Annotated in this window: 19 protein-coding genes; 11 read left to right on the forward strand and 8 right to left on the reverse strand. The window is 41.9% G+C overall.

Annotated features, from left to right (window positions below; genetic code table 11):
- Position 1: 1 nt before the first annotated feature.
- Positions 2-781 carry a glutathione S-transferase N-terminal domain-containing protein gene (locus AC4CUZ_RS10925; RefSeq protein WP_004696607.1) on the forward strand — a complete coding sequence of 260 codons (780 nt, stop codon included), beginning with the start codon at positions 2-4 and terminating at the stop codon, positions 779-781.
- 157 nt (positions 782-938) lie between these two features.
- Here AC4CUZ_RS10925 and AC4CUZ_RS10930 read toward each other — a convergent pair whose 3' ends face one another.
- Together AC4CUZ_RS10930 and AC4CUZ_RS10935 are read right to left on the reverse strand one after the other, a co-directional pair.
- Positions 939-1850, reverse strand: coding sequence for an alpha/beta fold hydrolase (locus AC4CUZ_RS10930; RefSeq protein WP_078388782.1), 912 nt, complete (start codon positions 1848-1850; stop codon positions 939-941).
- 22 nt (positions 1851-1872) lie between these two features.
- On the reverse strand, positions 1873-2412 hold the full coding sequence (locus AC4CUZ_RS10935; protein ID WP_078388783.1) for a PadR family transcriptional regulator: 540 nt from the start codon (positions 2410-2412) through the stop codon (positions 1873-1875).
- A 169-nt stretch (positions 2413-2581) separates the two neighbouring features.
- On the opposite strand from AC4CUZ_RS10935, the gene AC4CUZ_RS10940 reads away from it, so the two are divergent.
- Positions 2582-4606, forward strand: coding sequence for an NADPH-dependent 2,4-dienoyl-CoA reductase (locus AC4CUZ_RS10940; protein WP_078388784.1), 2025 nt, complete (start codon positions 2582-2584; stop codon positions 4604-4606).
- On the opposite strand, the gene AC4CUZ_RS10945 is transcribed toward AC4CUZ_RS10940, so the two are convergent.
- Complete coding sequence (locus tag AC4CUZ_RS10945; RefSeq protein WP_490747581.1) at positions 4603-5910, reverse strand: transposase; 1308 nt, start codon at positions 5908-5910, stop codon at positions 4603-4605. The two genes, AC4CUZ_RS10940 and AC4CUZ_RS10945, sit on opposite strands and share 4 nt — an antisense overlap.
- Before the next feature lie 249 nt (positions 5911-6159).
- On the opposite strand from AC4CUZ_RS10945, the gene AC4CUZ_RS10950 reads away from it, so the two are divergent.
- Positions 6160-6573: a nuclear transport factor 2 family protein gene (locus tag AC4CUZ_RS10950; RefSeq protein ID WP_078388785.1), complete on the forward strand. Its 414-nt coding sequence runs from the start codon at positions 6160-6162 to the stop codon at positions 6571-6573.
- Positions 6574-6653: 80 nt separating this feature from the next.
- Complete coding sequence (locus AC4CUZ_RS10955; protein WP_195728061.1) at positions 6654-7751, forward strand: YheT family hydrolase; 1098 nt, start codon at positions 6654-6656, stop codon at positions 7749-7751.
- Positions 7752-7810: 59 nt separating this feature from the next.
- Here the strand turns inward: AC4CUZ_RS10955 and AC4CUZ_RS10960 are convergent, their stop codons facing one another.
- Entirely contained in the window at positions 7811-8980 is a 1170-nt protein-coding gene (locus AC4CUZ_RS10960; protein WP_279692059.1) for an MFS transporter, read from the reverse strand.
- 8 nt (positions 8981-8988) lie between these two features.
- Positions 8989-9795, reverse strand: a complete 807-nt coding sequence (gene dkgB / locus AC4CUZ_RS10965; protein ID WP_279692057.1) for a 2,5-didehydrogluconate reductase DkgB — start codon at positions 9793-9795, stop codon at positions 8989-8991.
- Between the two features lie 109 nt (positions 9796-9904).
- Here dkgB and AC4CUZ_RS10970 point away from each other — a divergent pair, with 109 nt between their 5' ends.
- A complete protein-coding gene (locus AC4CUZ_RS10970; protein ID WP_078388788.1) occupies positions 9905-10795 on the forward strand; it encodes a LysR family transcriptional regulator in 891 nt (296 codons plus the stop codon).
- A 58-nt stretch (positions 10796-10853) separates the two neighbouring features.
- Here AC4CUZ_RS10970 and AC4CUZ_RS10975 read toward each other — a convergent pair whose 3' ends face one another.
- Positions 10854-11255 (reverse strand): internalin, encoded by a 402-nt coding sequence (locus AC4CUZ_RS10975; protein WP_078388789.1) that lies wholly within the window; start codon positions 11253-11255, stop codon positions 10854-10856.
- A gap of 226 nt (positions 11256-11481) precedes the next feature.
- Here AC4CUZ_RS10975 and pyrG point away from each other — a divergent pair, with 226 nt between their 5' ends.
- The 6 genes from pyrG to rodA all read left to right on the forward strand — a co-directional run bounded on the left by pyrG (position 11482) and on the right by rodA (position 17699).
- Entirely contained in the window at positions 11482-13122 is a 1641-nt protein-coding gene (gene pyrG, locus AC4CUZ_RS10980; protein WP_078388817.1) for a CTP synthase, read from the forward strand.
- Between the two features lie 31 nt (positions 13123-13153).
- Positions 13154-14011 (forward strand): 3-deoxy-8-phosphooctulonate synthase, encoded by an 858-nt coding sequence (gene kdsA / locus AC4CUZ_RS10985; protein WP_004981871.1) that lies wholly within the window; start codon positions 13154-13156, stop codon positions 14009-14011.
- Between the two features lie 60 nt (positions 14012-14071).
- Entirely contained in the window at positions 14072-15361 is a 1290-nt protein-coding gene (gene eno, locus AC4CUZ_RS10990) for a phosphopyruvate hydratase (RefSeq protein ID WP_078424917.1), read from the forward strand.
- Between the two features lie 7 nt (positions 15362-15368).
- The gene (locus AC4CUZ_RS10995) at positions 15369-15770 is read left to right on the forward strand and encodes a septum formation initiator family protein (RefSeq protein ID WP_010326966.1); all 402 of its coding nucleotides are present in this window, start codon (positions 15369-15371) and stop codon (positions 15768-15770) included.
- Positions 15730-16449 carry a 2-C-methyl-D-erythritol 4-phosphate cytidylyltransferase gene (gene ispD / locus AC4CUZ_RS11000; RefSeq protein WP_279692052.1) on the forward strand — a complete coding sequence of 240 codons (720 nt, stop codon included), beginning with the start codon at positions 15730-15732 and terminating at the stop codon, positions 16447-16449. Before AC4CUZ_RS10995 ends, ispD begins: the two co-directional genes overlap by 41 nt.
- A gap of 113 nt (positions 16450-16562) precedes the next feature.
- Positions 16563-17699, forward strand: coding sequence for a rod shape-determining protein RodA (gene rodA / locus AC4CUZ_RS11005; protein WP_005401056.1), 1137 nt, complete (start codon positions 16563-16565; stop codon positions 17697-17699).
- An 81-nt stretch (positions 17700-17780) separates the two neighbouring features.
- Here rodA and AC4CUZ_RS11010 read toward each other — a convergent pair whose 3' ends face one another.
- Together AC4CUZ_RS11010 and AC4CUZ_RS11015 are read right to left on the reverse strand one after the other, a co-directional pair.
- Positions 17781-18266: a hypothetical protein gene (locus AC4CUZ_RS11010; protein ID WP_279692049.1), complete on the reverse strand. Its 486-nt coding sequence runs from the start codon at positions 18264-18266 to the stop codon at positions 17781-17783.
- A 56-nt stretch (positions 18267-18322) separates the two neighbouring features.
- Positions 18323-19597, reverse strand: a complete 1275-nt coding sequence (locus AC4CUZ_RS11015; protein ID WP_490747582.1) for an MFS transporter — start codon at positions 19595-19597, stop codon at positions 18323-18325.
- Between the last annotated feature and the right edge of the window lie 20 nt (positions 19598-19617).

Consider the following 19617-nt stretch of genomic DNA (forward strand, 5'->3'; position numbering starts at 1 on the left):
TATGGTGAAGCATCAAATTAAAGTGATTCAGGCTCTTTTTTCGGGGCTTGCGCAAGGTGGGCGTGGTGTAACTGGAACGCCGCATCCTAAACAACCTGAGCAACCTTTAAAGCTCTATGAGTTTGAAGGCTCGCCATATTGTCGTCGTGTGCGTGAAGTACTGACTTTGTTGAACTTGGATTATGAAGTGTATCCATGTCCTAAGGGTGGAACTAAATATCGTCCTTTGGTGAAACAGTTGGGTGGAAAAACCCAATTTCCTTTTTTACTCGATGAGAACACTGACACCAAGTTGTACGAATCTGAAGATATTATTCACTACTTGTTTGAACAGTATGGACGCAGTGGTAAAACACCGAAAAAGTATGCACATTATCCCAAAACACCTTATGTTGCTTATGTCGGGACATTGGTAAATGGTGCGAGTGGGGTGTGGATCAACAAGAGTATTAAAGATCGCGTAGCGCCAGAACAGCTGTTACAACTTTGGGGATTTGAAGCCAGTCCTTATACTCGGATTGTCCGTGGTTTACTGACCGAGTTGGAGCTCCCTTTTAAGTTTCATAATGTGCCTAAAGAACGTTGGCAAGATCAAGGCCCAGCAGTACTGCGTTTAAAGCCGGGCAAATATGTACCTTTGGCAGGTGGAAAGCGTGAGCAAGTCATGCAGGTGATGGGGCGTGATATTCAAGTGCCATATTTGGTTGATCCGAACACTGAAACAGCTTTGTTTGAGTCGGCGGATATTGTTGCTTATCTCAAGCAGACCTATGCAGCATAAGAAAAAGGCATCTCTTAGAGATGCCTTTTTTAATTCCTAAGTATTGATGTTTTATCGGGTTGATCTGATTTTTGTCATTACAATGGAATGATTAATTGTATTTATCTTCAGATGTTATAAAAATATTCATCATTTGGCTTGATAGTGCGACACACATTTAAACGTCTGTAGCCTTGAGGAAACGTGTAATTTCTTGGGAAAATTTGCGCGGTTCACTCAATAAAGGTGTATGCCCAGATTTTTTAAAGATCACCGTTTTGGCATGCGGTACGCTTGAGGCAATCAGCTTTTGTCCTTGAGCAGGATAAAGTTTTGAATCTTCACCAATAAAAAATGTAGCTGGTCGGTCAATCTGACTGAGCGCACTGCGATAGTCTTCTTGATGGTCAAGATAATTTTGAATATACCAAGCCATATAGTCTAAACGCTGGATTGGGAGCATGAACTTTTGCAAGTATGGCTGTTGAAATGCTTTTTGAAATAAGGCCGCAGTTCGAGATGGTGTGGCTTGCAGTTGAATAAAAGCCAACCATTGCTTGACCAGTTCTGTACGCATGGACGCTGTTAAGTCTGAGACTAAACGGTACTGTGCATTTTGGGCCAATAGGTCTGCAATGTTTTGTAGGATGATTTTGAAGTCAGCATGCTTTTCAGCAAATAAACCATGTGGCCAGTCTGCATCAACGCTAATCTTGGGGGTTTGGTCAATGTGTAAATAGCTGCGGATATGGTTTTGAAAGCGACCATACTGCATGCCATGCATGGCTGTCGTGGCGCCCATAGAATAGGCAATCACATGGAATGCTGTATCAGCATATCGATTTAGAAAGCAGTTTAAATCTTGCCAGTGGCTGGAAATCGCATCCAGTGTGGGAATTTTACACTGTGCTGAACCACCAAAACCCCGCCAGTCAGGAATGTAAAAGCGGTACTTTTTACGGTGTTGATATAAAAATGGCAGCCATTGCCAACTTTGCATCCCTAAGCCAGATAAAACCAGTACAGGTGTGCCTTGTCCAAATTCTCGAACATAGAGTTTTTCGCCATCTGGCATTAAATAATGTGGCATGGTCAATCCTTTGCGTTGTTTATTATTTTTCGAAGTTTCTAAGAGCTGGAATCATGGTCTCTAGCCACTCAATCCAACCACTTTCTAAATTAATTCCAAGTTGTAAAATCATTTTATGGATGTATAAGGTGCGATCATTTTCTTCAGCATGACCAAAGTCTTTGGCAAAAATGCTTTGGTAAATTTGTAGTTTTTCTTTGTGTAGTATGAGATGTCGTTCAAGTTCAGGCAAAACCGTGTTGCCGCCAAGTTGAGCTTCAACACGCAGTCTCACCATCAGTTCTTCACGGAGCTGGGCAGGTGAGCTTTGTTTTACCAGCCAGTCGGCAAGTTCTGTACGTCCGAGCTGTTCTGCCTGATAGGTTTTTTTACGCGAGGTTGCACCATCATCTTCTATCGTTGAAATCCAGCCTTTGCTTTGCATAGCGCTGAGTTCTCTATATATCTGTTGATGTGTTGCATTCCAAAAGAAGCCCATTGAACGGTCAAAACGACGCGCTAACTCAATACCTGTGCTTGGTTTTTCAATCAAACTGGTCAATAAAACATGAGCTAATGACATTTCGGTAATATTTCGCAAATAAAATGGACGTAGAGTTATTATGCAACATGTTGCATAAAAAACAAATCTCGATTATAAAGATAAACATTATGCAACTTGTTGCATTAAATAATTTGATCTAACCTTGTATTTAAAATACCAGCCAGCGAAAGCACGCCAAGGAGTACACATGTCTAATTATCCGCATTTACTTGCGCCTTTAGATTTAGGCTTTACCACATTAAAAAACCGCGTATTGATGGGATCTATGCACGTTGGACTTGAAGAAGTTGAAGGTGGTTATGATCGCATGGCGGCATTTTATGCAGAGCGTGCCGCTGGCGGTGTAGGGCTAATCGTAACAGGTGGTATTTCACCGAATGATCATGGTGTGACTTTTCACGGTGGTTCTAAGTTAGATACTTTAGAAGAAGCGGAAAAGCATAAAGTCATTACACAAGCCGTACATAATGCGGGTGGTAAAATTGCATTACAGATTTTACATACAGGGCGTTATTCTTATCAGGCTGAAAACGTTGCACCTTCTGCAATTCAAGCACCGATTAACCCTGTAAAACCCCACGCTCTTACTTCTGCTGAAGTGAATCAGACTATTGCGGACTTTGTGAATTGTGCAAAATTGTCACAAGTTGCTGGCTATGATGGTGTTGAAATCATGGGTTCAGAAGGCTACTTAATCAATGAATTTATCGCCGCACGTACCAACCATCGTGATGATGAATGGGGCGGAAGCTATGAAAACCGTATTCGTTTTCCGATTGAAATCGTAAAACGCACTCGTGCAGAAGTGGGTGAAAACTTTATTATTATTTATCGTCTTTCAATGTTGGATTTGGTTGAAGGTGGTTCGACTTTAGAAGAAGTAATTCAGCTTGCTAAAGAAATCGAAAAAGCGGGCGCAACGATTATTAATACAGGGATTGGTTGGCATGAAGCACGTATTCCGACCATTGCAACTAAAGTGCCACGTGCTGCATTTACATGGGTAACTGAAAAATTAAAAGGCATTGTCAAGGTGCCATTGATTACGTCAAACCGTATCAATACTCCTGAAATGGCTGAGCATGTATTGGCGTCAGGTCACGCAGATATGATTTCTATGGCACGACCAATGCTTGCAGATGCTGAGTTTGTACTCAAAGCAGAGCAGGGTCGTAGTGATGAAATCAATACCTGTATCGGCTGTAACCAAGCATGTTTAGATCATATTTTTTCGATGAAAATTGCAACATGTTTAGTCAACCCGCGTGCATGCTATGAAACTGAACTGATTTTTAAAGAAAGTGCAGAAAAGAAAAATATTGCAGTGATTGGGGCTGGCCCTGCGGGTTTAAGCTTTGCTACTTATGCTGCTGAGCGTGGGCATCAAGTAACAGTGTTTGATGCAGCCAATCAAATTGGTGGTCAGTTTAATATTGCGAAGACTATTCCCGGTAAAGAAGAGTTTTACGAAACACTGCGTTATTTCAAACGTAAAATTGAATTACAACCGAATATTAAATTGGTGCTGAACCATACTGCAAGCTATGAAGAATTAAGCCAGTCTGAGTTTGATGATATTGTGGTTGCAACGGGTGTGACTCCACGTGAGTTGACTATAGACGGGATTGATCACCCGAAAGTGTTGAGCTATATCGAAGTTCTACGTGAGCGTAAGCCTGTCGGTAAAAAAGTCGCGATTATTGGTGCGGGTGGTATTGGTTTCGATACAGCAGAATACTTAAGCCATGAAGGTGAAAGCGGTAGTTTAAACCCACAAAAATTCTATGATGAGTGGGGAATTGATACCAGCTATGCACATGTCGGTGGCTTAAAACAGCCAGTCTTGGAGCAGTCAGATCGTGAAATTTACCTTCTACAGCGTAAAGCGAAGGCAGTCGGTGCAAGCTTAGGTAAAACCACGGGTTGGATTCACCGCACAGGGTTAAAACATCGCGATGTAAAAATGATTGCAGGCGCAAGCTACGACAAAATTGATGATCAAGGACTACACATTACCGTCAATGATCAGCCAATAGTGTTAGAAGTGGATAATGTGATTATTTGCGCAGGCCAAGAATCTTACACAGCCATGTATGATCAGTTAAAAGCAGATGGTAAGAATGTGCATTTAATTGGTGGTGCAAAAGAAGCGGGTGAGTTAGATGCAAAGCGTGCAATTCGTCAAGGTGCTGAATTGGCTGCAACTATTTAAAACATCATCATTTTTAAATCAGTTGAATAAATTGTAAAGAGGTCCCTCTCCTTTAAGGCATAGGTATCTACACATCTTGATGTACCTAATGCAATTGTTGCGATTTCATTCAGTTCATCTATTGAATATTCTGAGAGCAGTTGAAGAGTGTTCAGTAAAATCGAAAGTCCTGCCAATATTGCAGGTGCACTTTCCAACTTACCTCTCTTCTGCTGTCGGCCTGAAAGACGGGCCAGAAATATACGAATTTTCTGATTTTGTTCATCTTCAGAACGCTGTATTCGCCAAGTCAGTACACACGCCATACTGCTGATCAGGAGCCGTCTTAAAATCGCTGCAGGTGTGGTCTGAAGCCATGATTCAACGTCATGGCCTGCCTGCTTCAGAAGCTTGAAATAGCACTCAATTGTCCAGCGCCAGTAATACCAGGTGGTTAATTCTACCGCATCAATCTCTGAAGAAACATTGCTGATCAGCGACCATCTCGCGACTGTTTTACCTTGAGCATCTTTCACCACAGCAACAATTAATCTGGCTGTAACTGCCTTGCCTGGCTGGGGAGCAACCCGTTGGCCTAAATCATCTTTTCTCTTCGGTTTTGCTGCACGCGTTATCCGAATATCGGTTTCTCCAACATGCAGCATATGCCTGTTTCCTTTATAAGCAATCGGCTTAACTTGCTGAGTTACTACTTTTTCTGCGACTTCTGCAACTTTGTAGGTTTCCCCTTGATGCTCAATCCGATGGCTTTCTTTGGCCCGAATCAACCATTTGAAACCATGGCTGCTGATTTCCCTCAAGTGGGCAATCGAGTCTCCTTCACGGTCAATGATATGGACTTTTGTTTTCTCAATCGGATACTGTTCAATCGTTTTGATTTGTTCTGCGAGTGAGTCCAAATGGGACTTGCGCTCGCTGTATTGTTCACTGAATGTGGAATAACAGCCGGATGCATCTGTTAGCGTCTGAGCTAATGGCGCAATTGGGAGCCCTGATGACGCATCGACAAGTAAACTGCTTTGCAATTCATAGCCTGAATTCGCCTCTGTTCTTTGAAGACGCCGAACCTTATGACTGTGCTTCACATACTGCAGTTGAGACCAGTCATGAACGATTAATGCATACTGATGCGGTGATGTCTTGATCTGTTCGCATGCAAGAAGCTTAATCGGCTGGTTTAATTGACTAAAAGAGATTTTATTATTATTCAGGAATCGCCAAACAGCCTGTGTAGTTGAGAAACTCGACTTTTGGGTAGAGGCCAGGTCTTTGATTGCGGGAGCAAGTGAAGCAAGAGGATTCATATTGAGTTTTACAAGGCTGTTATAACGTTTGACAAGACGCTGATCCAGACCAGAGATGTTAAATTGAAGAGCATGCTCTTCAATTTAACGCAAAGCTCGGAAATTGTGTAGATACCTATGCCTTTAAGGAGGGGGGATGAGAGGTGTTGTCAAAAATATGAGTATTTTTTCTCATCTCTGCCTTTTCTAGAGGGACAAACTGTCTTCATTTAATCTATTAAAGTCATTCAAATTCATAAGGATAGAATAATGAGCATAGCAATAACAAAACAAGCACTGCAACGTTGGCATGAGATGATCAGCAACCGTGATATGAGTACTTTGAGTGAACTCTTGGCCGAAGACGTAGTGTTTCGCTCTCCTGTGGCGTTTAATCCTTATCCGGGTAAGCAAGTGGTTTTTTTTATTTTAAGTAATGTGATTCAGGTTTTTGAAAACTTTACTTACCATCGTGAGTTTTTTACAGAAGATGGTTTAAGTGTTGTCCTTGAGTTTTCTGCCAATGTCGGCGAAAAGAAACTCAAAGGGATTGACATGATTCGTTTTAATGAGCAAGGTCAAATTGTAGATTTTGAAGTGATGATCCGTCCTAAATCTGGGCTAGAGGCCTTAGCTGTACAAATGGGACAGCGAATGGCAGCTTTTGCACCTCAAGCTGGATGATAAACGTGTGACTTGTTATTTATAGTTAGGCACGAAAATTGATGCATCACCAAGAAAGATAGGAAAAAGAAGGTACTGATATGAATGCTGTGTTCAGTTTGCTAAACCAATTAAGCCAAACGGCGTGGGATCGAGTGACTGGTGCGGAACAACCGAAGCTCTATATTAACCCACAAGGGCAAATTCAAGAGACTGTTGGGGCGCTTACACAGCTTCAAGAAAAGTATCGACCAACGCCGTGGTTATCCAACACGCATGCCCATCTTTTGTATTTTGATGTGATTCGCAAGCGTCAGATTCAATTGGAATACGATCATTTTGATCAGTTAGAGATGCAAGATGGTGGGGTCACTGGCATTATGTGGTTCGGTTATGACTTGCCTGAAGTGACGCCAACGGTTGTGGTTATGCATACGATTACGGGCTCTCCTGAAAGTATGCGTGAAGTGGTGCGTGACTTAAATCGTTATACAGGTTGGCGCGTTGCACTGTGCTTACGCCGTGGACATGCAGACCTTCCAATGCCTGTACCCAAAATGAATCTTTTCGGTTCAACCGATGATTTACGTGAGCAAATTGCCTTTATTCAAAGCACATTTCCAAGTTCAACGTTGTATGCGGTAGGCTCTTCTGCAGGAACGGGGCTTTTGGTGCGTTACTTAGGCGAAGAAGGGAGTCAAACCCCTTTTAAGGCGGCCTTTGCGCTGTGTCCAGGCTATAACACCGAGTTAGGTTTTGTAAATGTGCATCCCTTTTACAGTAAAGTCATGACTAAGAAGCTGTTTAAGAAATTTATTTTTCCCTACCAGCAAACATGGCAACAAACAGCGTCTGTGTCGCAAGTCTTAATGACCAAAACCTTGGCTGAGTTTGAGTCGAGTTATTATGAAATGGCGGGTTATGTGGACTATGACAGTTATAACCAAGCTACAAATCCAATTTATGTATTTGAAAATGTCACCATTCCATTGCTGATTTTAAATGCAGAGGATGATCCTGTCTGTCACATTAAAAATTTTGAACCGTATAAAGACATGATCCGTCAAATGCCGAATATTGCCGTTGTGACCACCAAAAAAGGCAGCCATTGTGGCTTCTATGAAGGGGCTCTTAATACAGAGTCTTGGGCAACCAAGCTGATTGCGGACTTTTTGAAATTGGAACAACAAAAACACTAAATATAAAAAGACCTACAGCAGTGTAGGTCTTTTTTTGTTTAGTTCAGTATTCTAAAAGCTTAAATGGCTTCACAAGCTTTCTTGCTAAGACCGAACTTCATTTGCAGTAAGACCAAGATCAAGGCCATAAAGCTGAGTGCGGCACCTGCATACGAAACCGCTGCATAGCTGAGTTGCATACTCAGTACTGTTGCACCTGCAAAGGCACCTAAGGCATTGCCTAAGTTAAAGGCACCAATGTTAACTGAAGAGGCAAGCCCAGGCGCATCTGCTGCGACCGACATGACGCGCATTTGCAGTGGCGGTACTACCGCAAATGCCGCCGCACCCCAAATCACCAAGCCAATCGCTGCACCAACGGTTGTTTGTGCTAATACTGGGAAAACAAGCATCATCACCATCAAAAGTACAAGGAAGCCAATCAGGGTTTTCTCTAGGGATAGATCGGCAAACTTTCCACCCAAATGATTACCAATGGAGAAACCAATTCCGATTAACACCAACATCAAGGTGATGGTTTGCGGTGATGCCTGCATAAATACGTGTAGGCTCGGAGCAATGTAGGTATATAACGCAAACATTGCGCCCGCGCTCATGACTGTGGTTAATAAAGCAAGGACGACAGGCGCACGTGTTAAAACGCGCAATTCTTTTGCTACATTCGGTTTAACCACATCGTGATCTTGCGGGAGCGCTTTCCATAGCGCCAACATGGTTATAATGCCTAAGATTGAAATAGCAGCAAAGGCCATGCGCCAACTGGTATTTTGACTGAGCCACGTCGCAAGTGGCACACCGCCAATATTGGCAATGGTGAGCCCCATAAACATCATGGCGACCGCACTGGCTTGTTTGTCTTTAGGCACAACACTGGCTGCCACCACCGAACCTAAGCCAAAGAATGCACCATGGTTTAAACTGGTAATTAAACGTGCACTCATTAAGCTCATATAATCAGGTGCAACGGTTGCCAACACATTCCCAATCGTGAAAATAGCCATCAATAGGATTAAAGCTGTTTTCTTAGGAAAGCGTGCCAGCCATAAGGTCATGAGCGGAGCCCCAATCATGACACCTACTGCATAGGCACTAATCAGCAGTCCGGCTTGTGGAATTGAAACGGACAAATCGTTGGCAATTTCAGGCAAAAATCCCATGGGTGAAAACTCGGTGGTTCCAATGGCAAAAGCACCCACCGCAAGCGCCAAAAGTGGAAAATTAATTTTCATAGCGATGCTCAATCCCAAATCGGTGCTAATCCTTCAGGATTAACTTCACGTTGATTTCGGTCTAATTGCGTAATTTCCATCATTTCTTCACTCGACAGTTGAATCTCTTGTGCCTTTAAGTTGGACATCAAGTGTTCACGTTTGGTTGAAGATGGTATGACTGCAAAACCACGTTGTAAGGCCCAAGCTAGGCTAATTTGTGCCGTCGATACTTGATGTTGCTGCGCGATGTGCATTAAAACAGGATCATTCAAAACCTTACCGTAAGCCAGTGTCATATATGAAGTGACATCAATGTTTTGAGCTTGGAGAAAATCAACCAACTTATGGTTTTGTAGGTAAGGACTGAGTTCAATTTGGTTGGTTGCGATGTTTTCTAGCCCAATACTCTCAATCGCCTGTTGAGTCAGCTCAATATTGAAGTTAGAAATACCAATGTGTTCGGTCAAACCTTGTTGTTTCGCTTCCAATAAGTTCTGCATGAGTTCTGTAATGTTTACACCTGTACTTGGGGCAGGCCAGTGGATCAAGGTTAGATTCACTGCATCGGTTTTTAGTTTATGCAAACTTTCTTTTAAGCTTGGAATCAATTTTTCTGCTGAGTAATTTTCCGTCCAGATTTTTGTGGTGAGAAAAAGATCGTGACGATTGATACCACTGAGTTCAATGGCTTGACCAACTTCGGCTTCATTACCATAGATTTGAGCAGTATCGACCGCACGATAACCGACTTCTAGTGCAGTTTTCACAGACTCAATGACAGTGTCACCTGTTAAACGGAAAGTACCTAGGCCGAATTGAGGAACGATATTCATTTTTTACTCGATAACTTGTTTCATGGAATGAGGCTATTTTGTAGAAAAAGACTTGCTTAAAAACTGGGTAATTTGCAAAATATTATTGACTATTAATCAATAATTACACATGAAATCAACCATAGAAGAATTAACGGCTTTTGTGAGCATTGTTGATAGTGGCTCTATCGTCAAAGCTGCGCAGCAATTGGATCAAACCACATCGGGTGTCAGCCGAGCCTTGCAACGTCTAGAGTCAAAGTTGAATGTGACTTTGCTAGAGCGAACGACACGGAAGCTCAAGTTGACCTATGAAGGGCAGCAGTTTTTGGCAAAGGCACGTAAAATTTTACTCGATCTGACCGAAGCTGAAGAAAGTCTGCAAAATAATGATGCTGAGTCATCTGGTTTAATTCGGATTGATTCAGCAACGCCTTTTGTGCTGCATGTGATAGTGCCGCTGATTGAAGAGTTTATGCAGCGCTATCCAAAAATTGATATAGAAATTACCAATCACGATCAGGTTATAGACTTACTTGAACATAAAACCGATGTCGCGATTCGGTTTGGTGAGTTGGCGGATTCAAGCTTACATGCCAAGCTGCTTTGCAAAAGTCGTTTATATATTGTGGCAAGTCCGATTTATGCACAAAAACATGGTCTACCTAAAAATGCAGCAGAATTAAGCTCACATACTTTGCTTGGTTTTAGTCAGCCTGCACATTTAAATACGTGGCCTATTCAGTTGGAGGATGAACCTTTAACTATTCAGGCCAAAATTAAATGCTCAAATGGTGAAACGGTTCGTCAGTTGGCATTGCAAGGGGCAGGGATTGCGTGTTTGTCACGTTTTATGGTCGAGCAAGATATTCAAGATGGGCGGTTTATTGCTTTGTTGGAAGACCAAATTCAGATCAAAGAGCAGAAAATACATGCAGTCTACTATCAACAGAACTATGTGCCAAAGCGTATTCGTTTATTTATTGATTTTCTTGTAGAAAAATTAAAAGACTACTTATAAATCAGCAATAAAAAACCCGATATCAATCGGGTTTTTTTAATCATCTAAATAGTGATAATTAGTTTTCTAAAGCTGGTGTCGCTGCTGCAATGGCTGCTGCAACGGCATCGTCTTCAGTTTGTGCATTTGGGTTTGTATTACTTGGACGTGCTTGCGTTGGTTTTTCTTCAGCTTTTGGTGCTTCTGCTTTAGGTGCAGGCTGAGCTGCTGGAGCAGGTGCTGGCGTTTCACGACGGATCTCGGTAGTTGTATTCGGTGTTTCTTCGCGAATCACTTCAACTTGCGCTGGAATCTCCGGCTCAGACGCTGCTAAAGGTTGCAGTTCAACAGTTTGTTGTTGCTCTGTAGTAACGACTTCAACTTGTTCTTGTTCATCTTCTTTAGGCGCTTCTTTCTTTACACATGCTGTTAATAGTAAGCCTGCTGCAATGGCACCACAAATTAAAAGTTTTTTATTCATAATTACATAAAATCGAGTGTTTGAAGGATCGCGCCATTATAACAGCAAAATGCAAGATGAAAATCCTATGAACTTAGCTTAATTTTATCTGCCAAATGCTGATAGAATATCCAATTGTTTATTGTTCTATGAATTGATGCGGATTGACTTTGCTTTATTGGTACAAGGTAAAGTAAAATTGCGCAACATTGCAGGCCGAATTAGGCTCGATTGTACGAGAAACCCAATGACCCATTTTATTTTCGTGACTGGTGGTGTAGTTTCATCACTAGGTAAAGGTATTTCAGCTGCTTCAGTTGCTGCGCTTTTAGAAGCCCGTGGATTAAAAGTAACCATGGTAAAAATGGATCCATACATTAATGTCGATCCAGGGACTATGAGCCCGTTCCAACATGGTGAAGTTTTTGTCACAGAGGATGGTGCAGAAACCGATTTAGACTTGGGTTATTACGAACGTTTCTTGCGTCGTGCGAAAATGACCAAGTTAAATAACTTTACTTCTGGTCGCGTATACCAAGACGTTTTAAATAAAGAACGCCGTGGTGACTACCTTGGTGGAACTGTTCAAGTTATTCCACATATTACAGACAACATCAAAGAACGTGTACTTCGCGCAGGCGAAGGTTATGACGTTGCGATTGTTGAAATTGGCGGTACAGTAGGTGACATCGAATCTCTCCCATTCATGGAATCTGTACGTCAACTTATGGTTGAACTAGGTCATAAGCGCACTATGCTTATGCACTTAACTTTGCTTCCATATATCAAATCTGCGGCAGAGTTGAAAACTAAACCAACTCAGCACTCGGTAAAAGAATTGTTATCGATTGGTATTCAGCCTGACATTTTAATTTGTCGTACTGAATATGATGTTGATGCAGACACGACCCGTAAAATTGCCTTGTTCACAAACGTTGAAGCACGTGCAGTTGTGGTGTGTAAAGATGCGCGCAGCATTTACCAAATTCCGCGTACATTCTATGAGCAAAATGTTGACGACTTAATCTGTGAACGTTTTGGTTTCAATGACTTGCCTGAAGCTGATTTAACAGATTGGGACAATGTTGTAGAGGCGCTACTAAACCCTGAATACACGGTTCGTGTTGCAATGGTTGGTAAGTATGTTGAACTTCCAGATGCGTATAAGTCTGTGAATGAAGCGCTTTTACATGCGGGTATTCAGAATCGCGTTAAAGTTCAAATTGACTATGTCAATGCTGAAGAACTTGAAAGCCAAGATGTCAATGAAGTATTGAAAGATATGGATGCAATCTTGGTACCGGGTGGTTTTGGTGAACGTGGTACTGAAGGGAAAATGCAAGCGATTAAATTCGCACGTGAAAACGGTGTTCCATTCTTGGGTATCTGTTTAGGTATGCAGTTGGCTGTGATCGAATATGCACGTAATGTCGTGGGTATTAGTGACGCGAGTTCGACTGAATTCAACCGTTCGACTAAATCTCCATTGATTGGTCTAATCACTGAATGGTTAGATGAGCGCGGTGAGGTTCAACAGCGTAATGTTGACTCTGATCTTGGTGGTACGATGCGTTTGGGCGCCCAAAAATCAGAATTGGTTGAAGGCACTAAAACACGTGAAGTGTATGGTTCAGCAGATATTATTGAACGTCACCGTCACCGTTATGAGATGAATAACCGTTTTATTCCAGCGCTTGAAGAAGTTGGCATGAAAATTTCTGGCTATTCACCTGTACAGCACCTAGTAGAAACAGTTGAAATTCCTCAACATCCTTGGTTTATTGCTGTACAATTCCACCCGGAATTTACAAGTTCACCACGTGATGGACACCCATTATTTGCTAGTTTTATTGATGCTGCGAAAGCACAGTACAAAAAAGCGAAGTAATTTGGGTTAAGCAATAAACTAGGAAGTTTAAATGTCACAATTAAAACCACAAGAAATTGTACGTTTAGGCGATATACAAATGGCAAACCACTTGCCATTTGTACTATTCGGCGGCATGAACGTACTTGAGTCTAAAGATTTGGCTTTTGAAATTGCAGAGACCTATGTCGATATCTGCAAGCGTTTGGAGATTCCTTACGTATTTAAAGCCAGTTTTGATAAGGCCAACCGTTCAAGCTTGAACTCGTTTCGAGGGCCGGGCCTAGAAAAAGGGATTGAGTGGTTAGCTGACATTAAAAAACATTTTAATGTACCCATTATTACTGATGTACATGAACCTTACCAAGCTGCACCTGTAGCGGAAGTTGCGGATATTATTCAACTTCCTGCTTTTCTAAGTCGTCAGACGGATTTGGTTGAAGCGATGGCCAAAACGGATGCCATCATTAACATCAAAAAAGCACAATTCCTTGCACCTCATGAAATGCGCCATATTTTGCATAAGTGTTTAGAGGCAGGGAATGACAAGCTCATTATTTGTGAACGTGGTTCGGCATTTGGTTACAACAATTTGGTTGTAGACATGTTGGGCTTCGACATCATGAAAGAAATGAATGTTCCTGTGTTTTTTGATGTGACCCATGCGCTTCAAACTCCGGGTGGTCGTGCGGATTCTGCGGGCGGTCGCCGTGCGCAAATCACGACACTTGCTCGCGCGGGAATGGCAACAGGTCTAGCAGGTTTATTCTTGGAAGCGCATCCAGACCCAGAAAAAGCCAAGTGTGATGGACCATGCGCGTTGCGTATGTCTCAGCTTGAGCCTTTCTTGGCGCAGCTAAAAGAATTGGATACCTTGGTTAAAGGCTTCCAAAAGCTAGATACACACTAAATTATAAACTCATTGATGCCATCTAAAGCATCTCGTTATTAATCAACTGAGGAATTGTTCATGAGCCAAATCGTTGACATTCGTGCACGTGAAATTTTGGACTCTCGTGGTAACCCAACCATCGAAGCAGACGTAATCTTAGCATCTGGCGTAGTTGGCCGTGCATGTGCACCATCTGGTGCTTCAACTGGTTCTCGTGAAGCTTTAGAACTTCGTGATGGCGACAAAGCACGCTATTTGGGTAAAGGTGTTAAAACTGCGGTTAACAACGTAAACACGATTATCCGTGATGCTTTAGTGGGCAAATCAGTATTTGAACAAAAAGACATCGATAACACCATGATTGCGCTTGATGGTACTGAAAACAAAGAAAAATTGGGTGCGAATGCAACTTTAGCGGTATCACTAGCTGCTGCACGTGCTGCTGCTGATGAAAAGAAAATTCCTCTTTTCCAATACATTGCAGACTTACGTGGTCAAACTATTTTAACTATGCCTGTACCAATGATGAACATCATCAATGGTGGTTCGCATGCAGACAACAATGTGGATATTCAAGAGTTCATGATAGAGCCTGTAGGCTTCACGTCATTCTCTGAAGCATTACGTGCAGGCGCTGAAATCTTCCATTCTCTAAAATCAGTTTTAAACAAAAAAGGTTTAAATACTGCTGTTGGTGATGAAGGTGGTTTTGCGCCGAACTTACGTTCAAACGAAGAAGCAATTACGGTTATTCTTGAAGCGATTGGTCAAACTGGCTACAAAGCGGGTTCTGATATTATGCTTGCTCTTGACTGTGCATCTTCAGAATTCTACAAAAATGGTCAATACATTCTTGCTGGTGAAGGTAATAAAGCATTTACAAGCAACCAGTTCTCTGACTATTTAGCAGGTCTTGTAAACCAATATCCAATTATCTCAATTGAAGATGGTTTGGATGAGTCAGATTGGGAAGGTTGGTCTTACTTGACGTCTATCCTTGGCGACAAAATCCAGTTGGTGGGTGATGACCTGTTCGTTACAAACCCGAAAATCCTTCAACGTGGTATTAATGAGAAAGTGGGTAACTCTATCTTAATCAAGTACAACCAAATTGGTACGTTGACTGAAACTCTAGATGCAATCTATCTTGCGAAAGAAAATGGTTACTCTACAGTGATTTCACACCGTTCTGGCGAAACTGAAGATTCTACGATTGCGGATCTTGCGGTGGGTACTGCAGCTGGTCAAATTAAGACAGGTTCACTGTGCCGTTCTGACCGTGTAGCGAAATACAACCAATTGCTTCGTATTGAAGAATTGACAAATGCTGCTTACCGCGGTAAAGCTGAGTTTAAAGGTTTAAACTAAGCGACTGATGTCAATGTTCAATGTATTCGACTCGTTGATGAGTAAAGTACTACTAGGCCTTGCGATCATTTTGATCGCAGGGTTTCAGTATTTATACTGGTTTGGTGAGGGTGGTTATCAAGACCATTTACAACTCACACAAAAAATCCAACAACAAACTGAAATTAATAACGACTTAAAAGAACGTAATCGTGTCTTGGCGGCAGAAGTGTATGATTTGAAAAATGGTATTGAAGCCATTGAAGAGCATGCGCGTCTAGATTTGGGTTTAATCAAACCCCGAGAAACGTTTATTCAAATGAGTACCATCAGTACTCAATATAAGCCTGTTTATATTGATCCTAACGCCCAAATTGATTTGCGAACCAATGAAGACGATGAGCCTGAAACCCCTCCAGCTACCCCATAAATTGTGGGCTATTATTCCTGCTGCTGGCTCGGGTAGTCGCTTTTCTAAAACTGAACTAAAACAATATCAAATGATTGGACAAAAGACCGTACTTGAACATACGGTTTTACGTCTTAATCAATTGCCCTTGCAGGGCTATGTTTTGGCGATTGGTTCAGATGATGATGTCGCTCAAAGTTTGCCTTTTAGCAACATGGAAAGAGCACATTTTTGTGAAGGTGGTGCTGAGCGTGTAGACTCAGTGCTCAATGCACTCAACTATCTTGCCACAATCGCTGATGCTGACGACTGGGTCTTTGTGCATGATGCAGCACGTCCATGTGTCACGCAGGATTGTTTATTAAAACTGGTTGATACTGCTATTCAGTCCAATACAGGGGCGATTTTAGCTATTCCTGTTAGAGATACTTTAAAGCGTGTGATCTCAGTGCAAGGTATTCAAGAAACCGTTGATCGTTCACAGCTTTGGCAGGCACAAACCCCACAGATTGCTAAACTGGAGGTACTAAAAAAAGCAATTGAACATGCGCTAGAGGCACAAGCTTTAATTACTGATGAAGCCAGTGCTTTAGAGTTTGTAGGTGAAAAGGTTCAAGTCGTACAAGGGCGCTCCGATAATATTAAAATTACCTATCCAGATGACCTTGAGCTTGCACGCCTGATTTTGGCGGCACAATAAAAATTATTTGGATTTATTGAGCTAAAACTACAGAAATATAGGTTTGAATGATGTTATCTAAAACACTTTGAACTTATAATTTGCCCTGTCTTTAGCTCATTCAATTTACGCAAATGATACCATCACAGCAGTATCGTTTTTTACGTCAGTCTTTACGTGACGGTAGAAGCATTAAACATGACTCATCTCGCTGGGCTAAATTACATTTAGATCCATGGCTTTTATGCTTTCTGATTTTAAATGCCGTGTTGGGATTGTTGGTCATTTATAGTGCTTCAGCGCAAGATATGGGCATGGTGTTTCGCCAAGCCACAAGCTTTGCTGTGGGCTTCATTGTGATGATGATCTGTGCGCAAATCCCACCCAAAGTCTATCAGGCCATTAGTCCTTATTTTTTCATCTTCGCTGTGATTTTAATGGTATTGGTTTTGGTAGTGGGGGAAACCCGCATGGGAGCCAGACGTTGGATTAGTCTACCTGGTATTGGTAGCATGCAGCCTTCTGAGTTTATGAAGTTTGCCATGCCTTTGATGATGGCGTGGTACTTTGCAGGCCGCGCATTCCCGCCGAAGTTTATGCATATTGTGATTTCGTTGGGTATCATGATGTTGCCGTTTTTATTGGCAGCTTTACAGCCCGACTTAAACCTAGGTCTCTTGATTCCTGGTGTGTGCGTCATTTTCCTCAGCGGTATCTCTTGGCGGCTCATTGCTTTGGCCTGTGGTGCGTTGGCTGTTGTGGCTCCCTTACTTTGGATGTTCTTTTTGCAAGAGTACCAAAAAAAGCGAGTGCTCACTTTATTTGACCCAGAGTCAGATGCATTAGGCGCAGGTTGGAATATTATCCAATCCAAAATTGCCATTGGTTCAGGTGGTTTAATGGGGAAGGGATTCACAGAAGGCACGCAGTCACATTTAGGGTATTTGCCTGAGCACCATACCGACTTCATTATGTCGACGTATGCGGAAGAGTTTGGCTTTATTGGGGTGTTCTTGCTGTTTAGTTTGTTTGCGGCCATTATCATTCGTTGTTTGATTATTGGTATGAACAGCTTCCATAATTTTGGGCGTTTATACGCGGGTGCTGTGGGATTAACGTTCTTCTTCTTTGTATTGTTAAACTCGGGGATGGTCAGTGGGATTTTACCTGTAACAGGTGATCCATTGCCACTGATGAGTTATGGCGGAACCGCGGTGATTACTATGCTGGCGAGCATGGGAATTGTGATGTCAATTCATACTCATCGCTAAAGTTTAAAAGAATCAAGCCAGCGGTATTGCTGGCTTTTTTGTGTTTAAAATAAGAGAAAAACTCTAACGTTTTTTTGATCTTTATAAAGCACCATATTGTTGCCATGTTTCGCCTGTATGCAGGCTGTCATAATAGTTTTGCAGAGTGTTTAAGTCATGGTGTTGCGTATAAGCTAGTACTAAAAACCCAAAAATTAAAGCTGCCTTCAATAGATTTAAACGCGAATGTTGCTGTGAAAAATAGCCTAAGCTAAGTAAGGTGAGTATGACTGAGGGAAGAATGGCAATACTCTCAGGCTGAGAAAGAAACCTCCAATGATTGAGATAAACCAGACTTAAAATGAGTCCAATCAATCCCATATAGTTATAGATCTTTTTATTTACAGATGTTTTAAAAACAGTAATCGTTTGAAATATTAAAATCAGATTACTGAAAAGGTATGCGCTTTTTCCACCAATAATCACACTATAGATTGCATTGAATAGGCAATAAGCCAACAACACGGATAGTACGAAAGAATAGAGTTTGGCATAGAGTGTGTGTGAAAAGGGGAGAATCTGTTTCATAATTTGCTCTATTGAAAACTCACATCATATTAAAAGAGGATTTGAAGCTTAACATGCTATTCACTTTTTGCCACTGTGGCATGTTTTTGTTGTGTTGGAGATGGCTTGAGTAAATGTCGCGTACGAGTAGAACTTAGACCACAGATTATTAAACACAGCGTCCCGCCAATAAGTACTGCTGGCACTACCGAAAAATAGCGCGTCATCAGGCTCATGTGTAGGGCACCGAGTTGATTGCCTGAAGTGACTAATATGCCATTTAAAGCCGCTACACGCCCTAATAGTGCTTTTGGGGGGAGTTGCTGTAATAAAGTTTGTCGAATCACCATGCTGATGCTATCAAAGGCACCGATTAAAACAAGGAAGAAGACTGAGAGCCAAACATGGGAGGATAGTGCAAAGGCTAAAGTACACAAAGCAATTGCAAAACTACTATAGAGCATATTTCTCCATGCATTTTGCATCGGAGAATAACAGGTCAACATCAACATCATGATACAGGCGCCAATGGCTGGTGCAGCTCTGAGTATACCTAAGCCTTCAACACCAAGATGCAGGATATCGTGTGCAAAAATAGGCAGTAAGATAATGACACTACAAAAAAGCATGGCGCTGAGATCCAGCAACATACTCCAAAACATTAGTGGATGTTTAAAAATAAACAAATAGGCTTCTTTCAAACTTTTGCTTAAATGTTGTTTATGCGTGCTAGGGAAGTCACGAGCGCTTAATCCGAATAAGCAGATGCTACCCACGCAACACAAGAAAAAAACAATCAAGAGGGTTTTTTCAAGCCCAAGTTGGCCGAGTAAAAGCCCTGCGCATAAGGGTGCTAAAATACCGCCCATTTGCCAAATGAGCGCAGTCCATGTGGCTGCATTGCTATAGGCTGACTCGGGGGTTAGAAAAGGGCGTAATGAATTAAAAGATGGGCTGTAAATGCCTCTAAGTATGCCTAAGCAAAAGATGAGGCTATAAATGCCGCATAAAAGAGTATTTTGTTGAATGTGCTGTTGTTGGTACTGAGAAAAAAGAACAATAAATAATAATGGAATTAGAGTGCTACAGCTAAAACTCCACTGCACAATTTTTTGTCGGTTATAGCGGTCAGCCCAGTCGCCACTAATCAGGGAGAGGCAAATAAAGGGAAGTAACTCAATTAATGCAATCATGCCAAGGCTGAGAGGGTTCTGAGTGAGTTGGTAGACGCTATAGGCAATGACGACTTCTTGAATAATGATGGCTAGAATTAAGCACAACTGATTGACACTCAGAAGTGAAAAATCACGTGAACGAAAAGCCAAAAAAGCGTCGGAATGGAAAAGCGACATAAACAGAATAGTTTCAAATA

The sequence above is a fragment of the Acinetobacter sp. 789_lipA genome (genome assembly GCF_058242845.1).

Excerpts from the sequence above, each read along its gene's own strand:
- AC4CUZ_RS10925 (WP_004696607.1), top strand. The coding sequence starts at position 2 with ATGGTGAAGCATCAAATTAAAGTGATTCAGGCTCTTTTTTCGGGGCTT.
- AC4CUZ_RS10930 (WP_078388782.1), bottom strand. The coding sequence starts at position 1,850 with ATGCCACATTATTTAATGCCAGATGGCGAAAAACTCTATGTTCGAGAA.
- AC4CUZ_RS10935 (WP_078388783.1), bottom strand. The coding sequence starts at position 2,412 with ATGTCATTAGCTCATGTTTTATTGACCAGTTTGATTGAAAAACCAAGC.
- AC4CUZ_RS10940 (WP_078388784.1), top strand. The coding sequence starts at position 2,582 with ATGTCTAATTATCCGCATTTACTTGCGCCTTTAGATTTAGGCTTTACC.
- AC4CUZ_RS10945 (WP_490747581.1), bottom strand. The coding sequence starts at position 5,910 with ATGAATCCTCTTGCTTCACTTGCTCCCGCAATCAAAGACCTGGCCTCT.
- AC4CUZ_RS10950 (WP_078388785.1), top strand. The coding sequence starts at position 6,160 with ATGAGCATAGCAATAACAAAACAAGCACTGCAACGTTGGCATGAGATG.
- AC4CUZ_RS10955 (WP_195728061.1), top strand. The coding sequence starts at position 6,654 with ATGAATGCTGTGTTCAGTTTGCTAAACCAATTAAGCCAAACGGCGTGG.
- AC4CUZ_RS10960 (WP_279692059.1), bottom strand. The coding sequence starts at position 8,980 with ATGAAAATTAATTTTCCACTTTTGGCGCTTGCGGTGGGTGCTTTTGCC.
- dkgB (WP_279692057.1), bottom strand. The coding sequence starts at position 9,795 with ATGAATATCGTTCCTCAATTCGGCCTAGGTACTTTCCGTTTAACAGGT.
- AC4CUZ_RS10970 (WP_078388788.1), top strand. The coding sequence starts at position 9,905 with ATGAAATCAACCATAGAAGAATTAACGGCTTTTGTGAGCATTGTTGAT.
- AC4CUZ_RS10975 (WP_078388789.1), bottom strand. The coding sequence starts at position 11,255 with ATGAATAAAAAACTTTTAATTTGTGGTGCCATTGCAGCAGGCTTACTA.
- pyrG (WP_078388817.1), top strand. The coding sequence starts at position 11,482 with ATGACCCATTTTATTTTCGTGACTGGTGGTGTAGTTTCATCACTAGGT.
- kdsA (WP_004981871.1), top strand. The coding sequence starts at position 13,154 with ATGTCACAATTAAAACCACAAGAAATTGTACGTTTAGGCGATATACAA.
- eno (WP_078424917.1), top strand. The coding sequence starts at position 14,072 with ATGAGCCAAATCGTTGACATTCGTGCACGTGAAATTTTGGACTCTCGT.
- AC4CUZ_RS10995 (WP_010326966.1), top strand. The coding sequence starts at position 15,369 with ATGTCAATGTTCAATGTATTCGACTCGTTGATGAGTAAAGTACTACTA.
- ispD (WP_279692052.1), top strand. The coding sequence starts at position 15,730 with ATGAAGACGATGAGCCTGAAACCCCTCCAGCTACCCCATAAATTGTGG.
- rodA (WP_005401056.1), top strand. The coding sequence starts at position 16,563 with ATGATACCATCACAGCAGTATCGTTTTTTACGTCAGTCTTTACGTGAC.
- AC4CUZ_RS11010 (WP_279692049.1), bottom strand. The coding sequence starts at position 18,266 with ATGAAACAGATTCTCCCCTTTTCACACACACTCTATGCCAAACTCTAT.
- AC4CUZ_RS11015 (WP_490747582.1), bottom strand. The coding sequence starts at position 19,597 with ATGTCGCTTTTCCATTCCGACGCTTTTTTGGCTTTTCGTTCACGTGAT.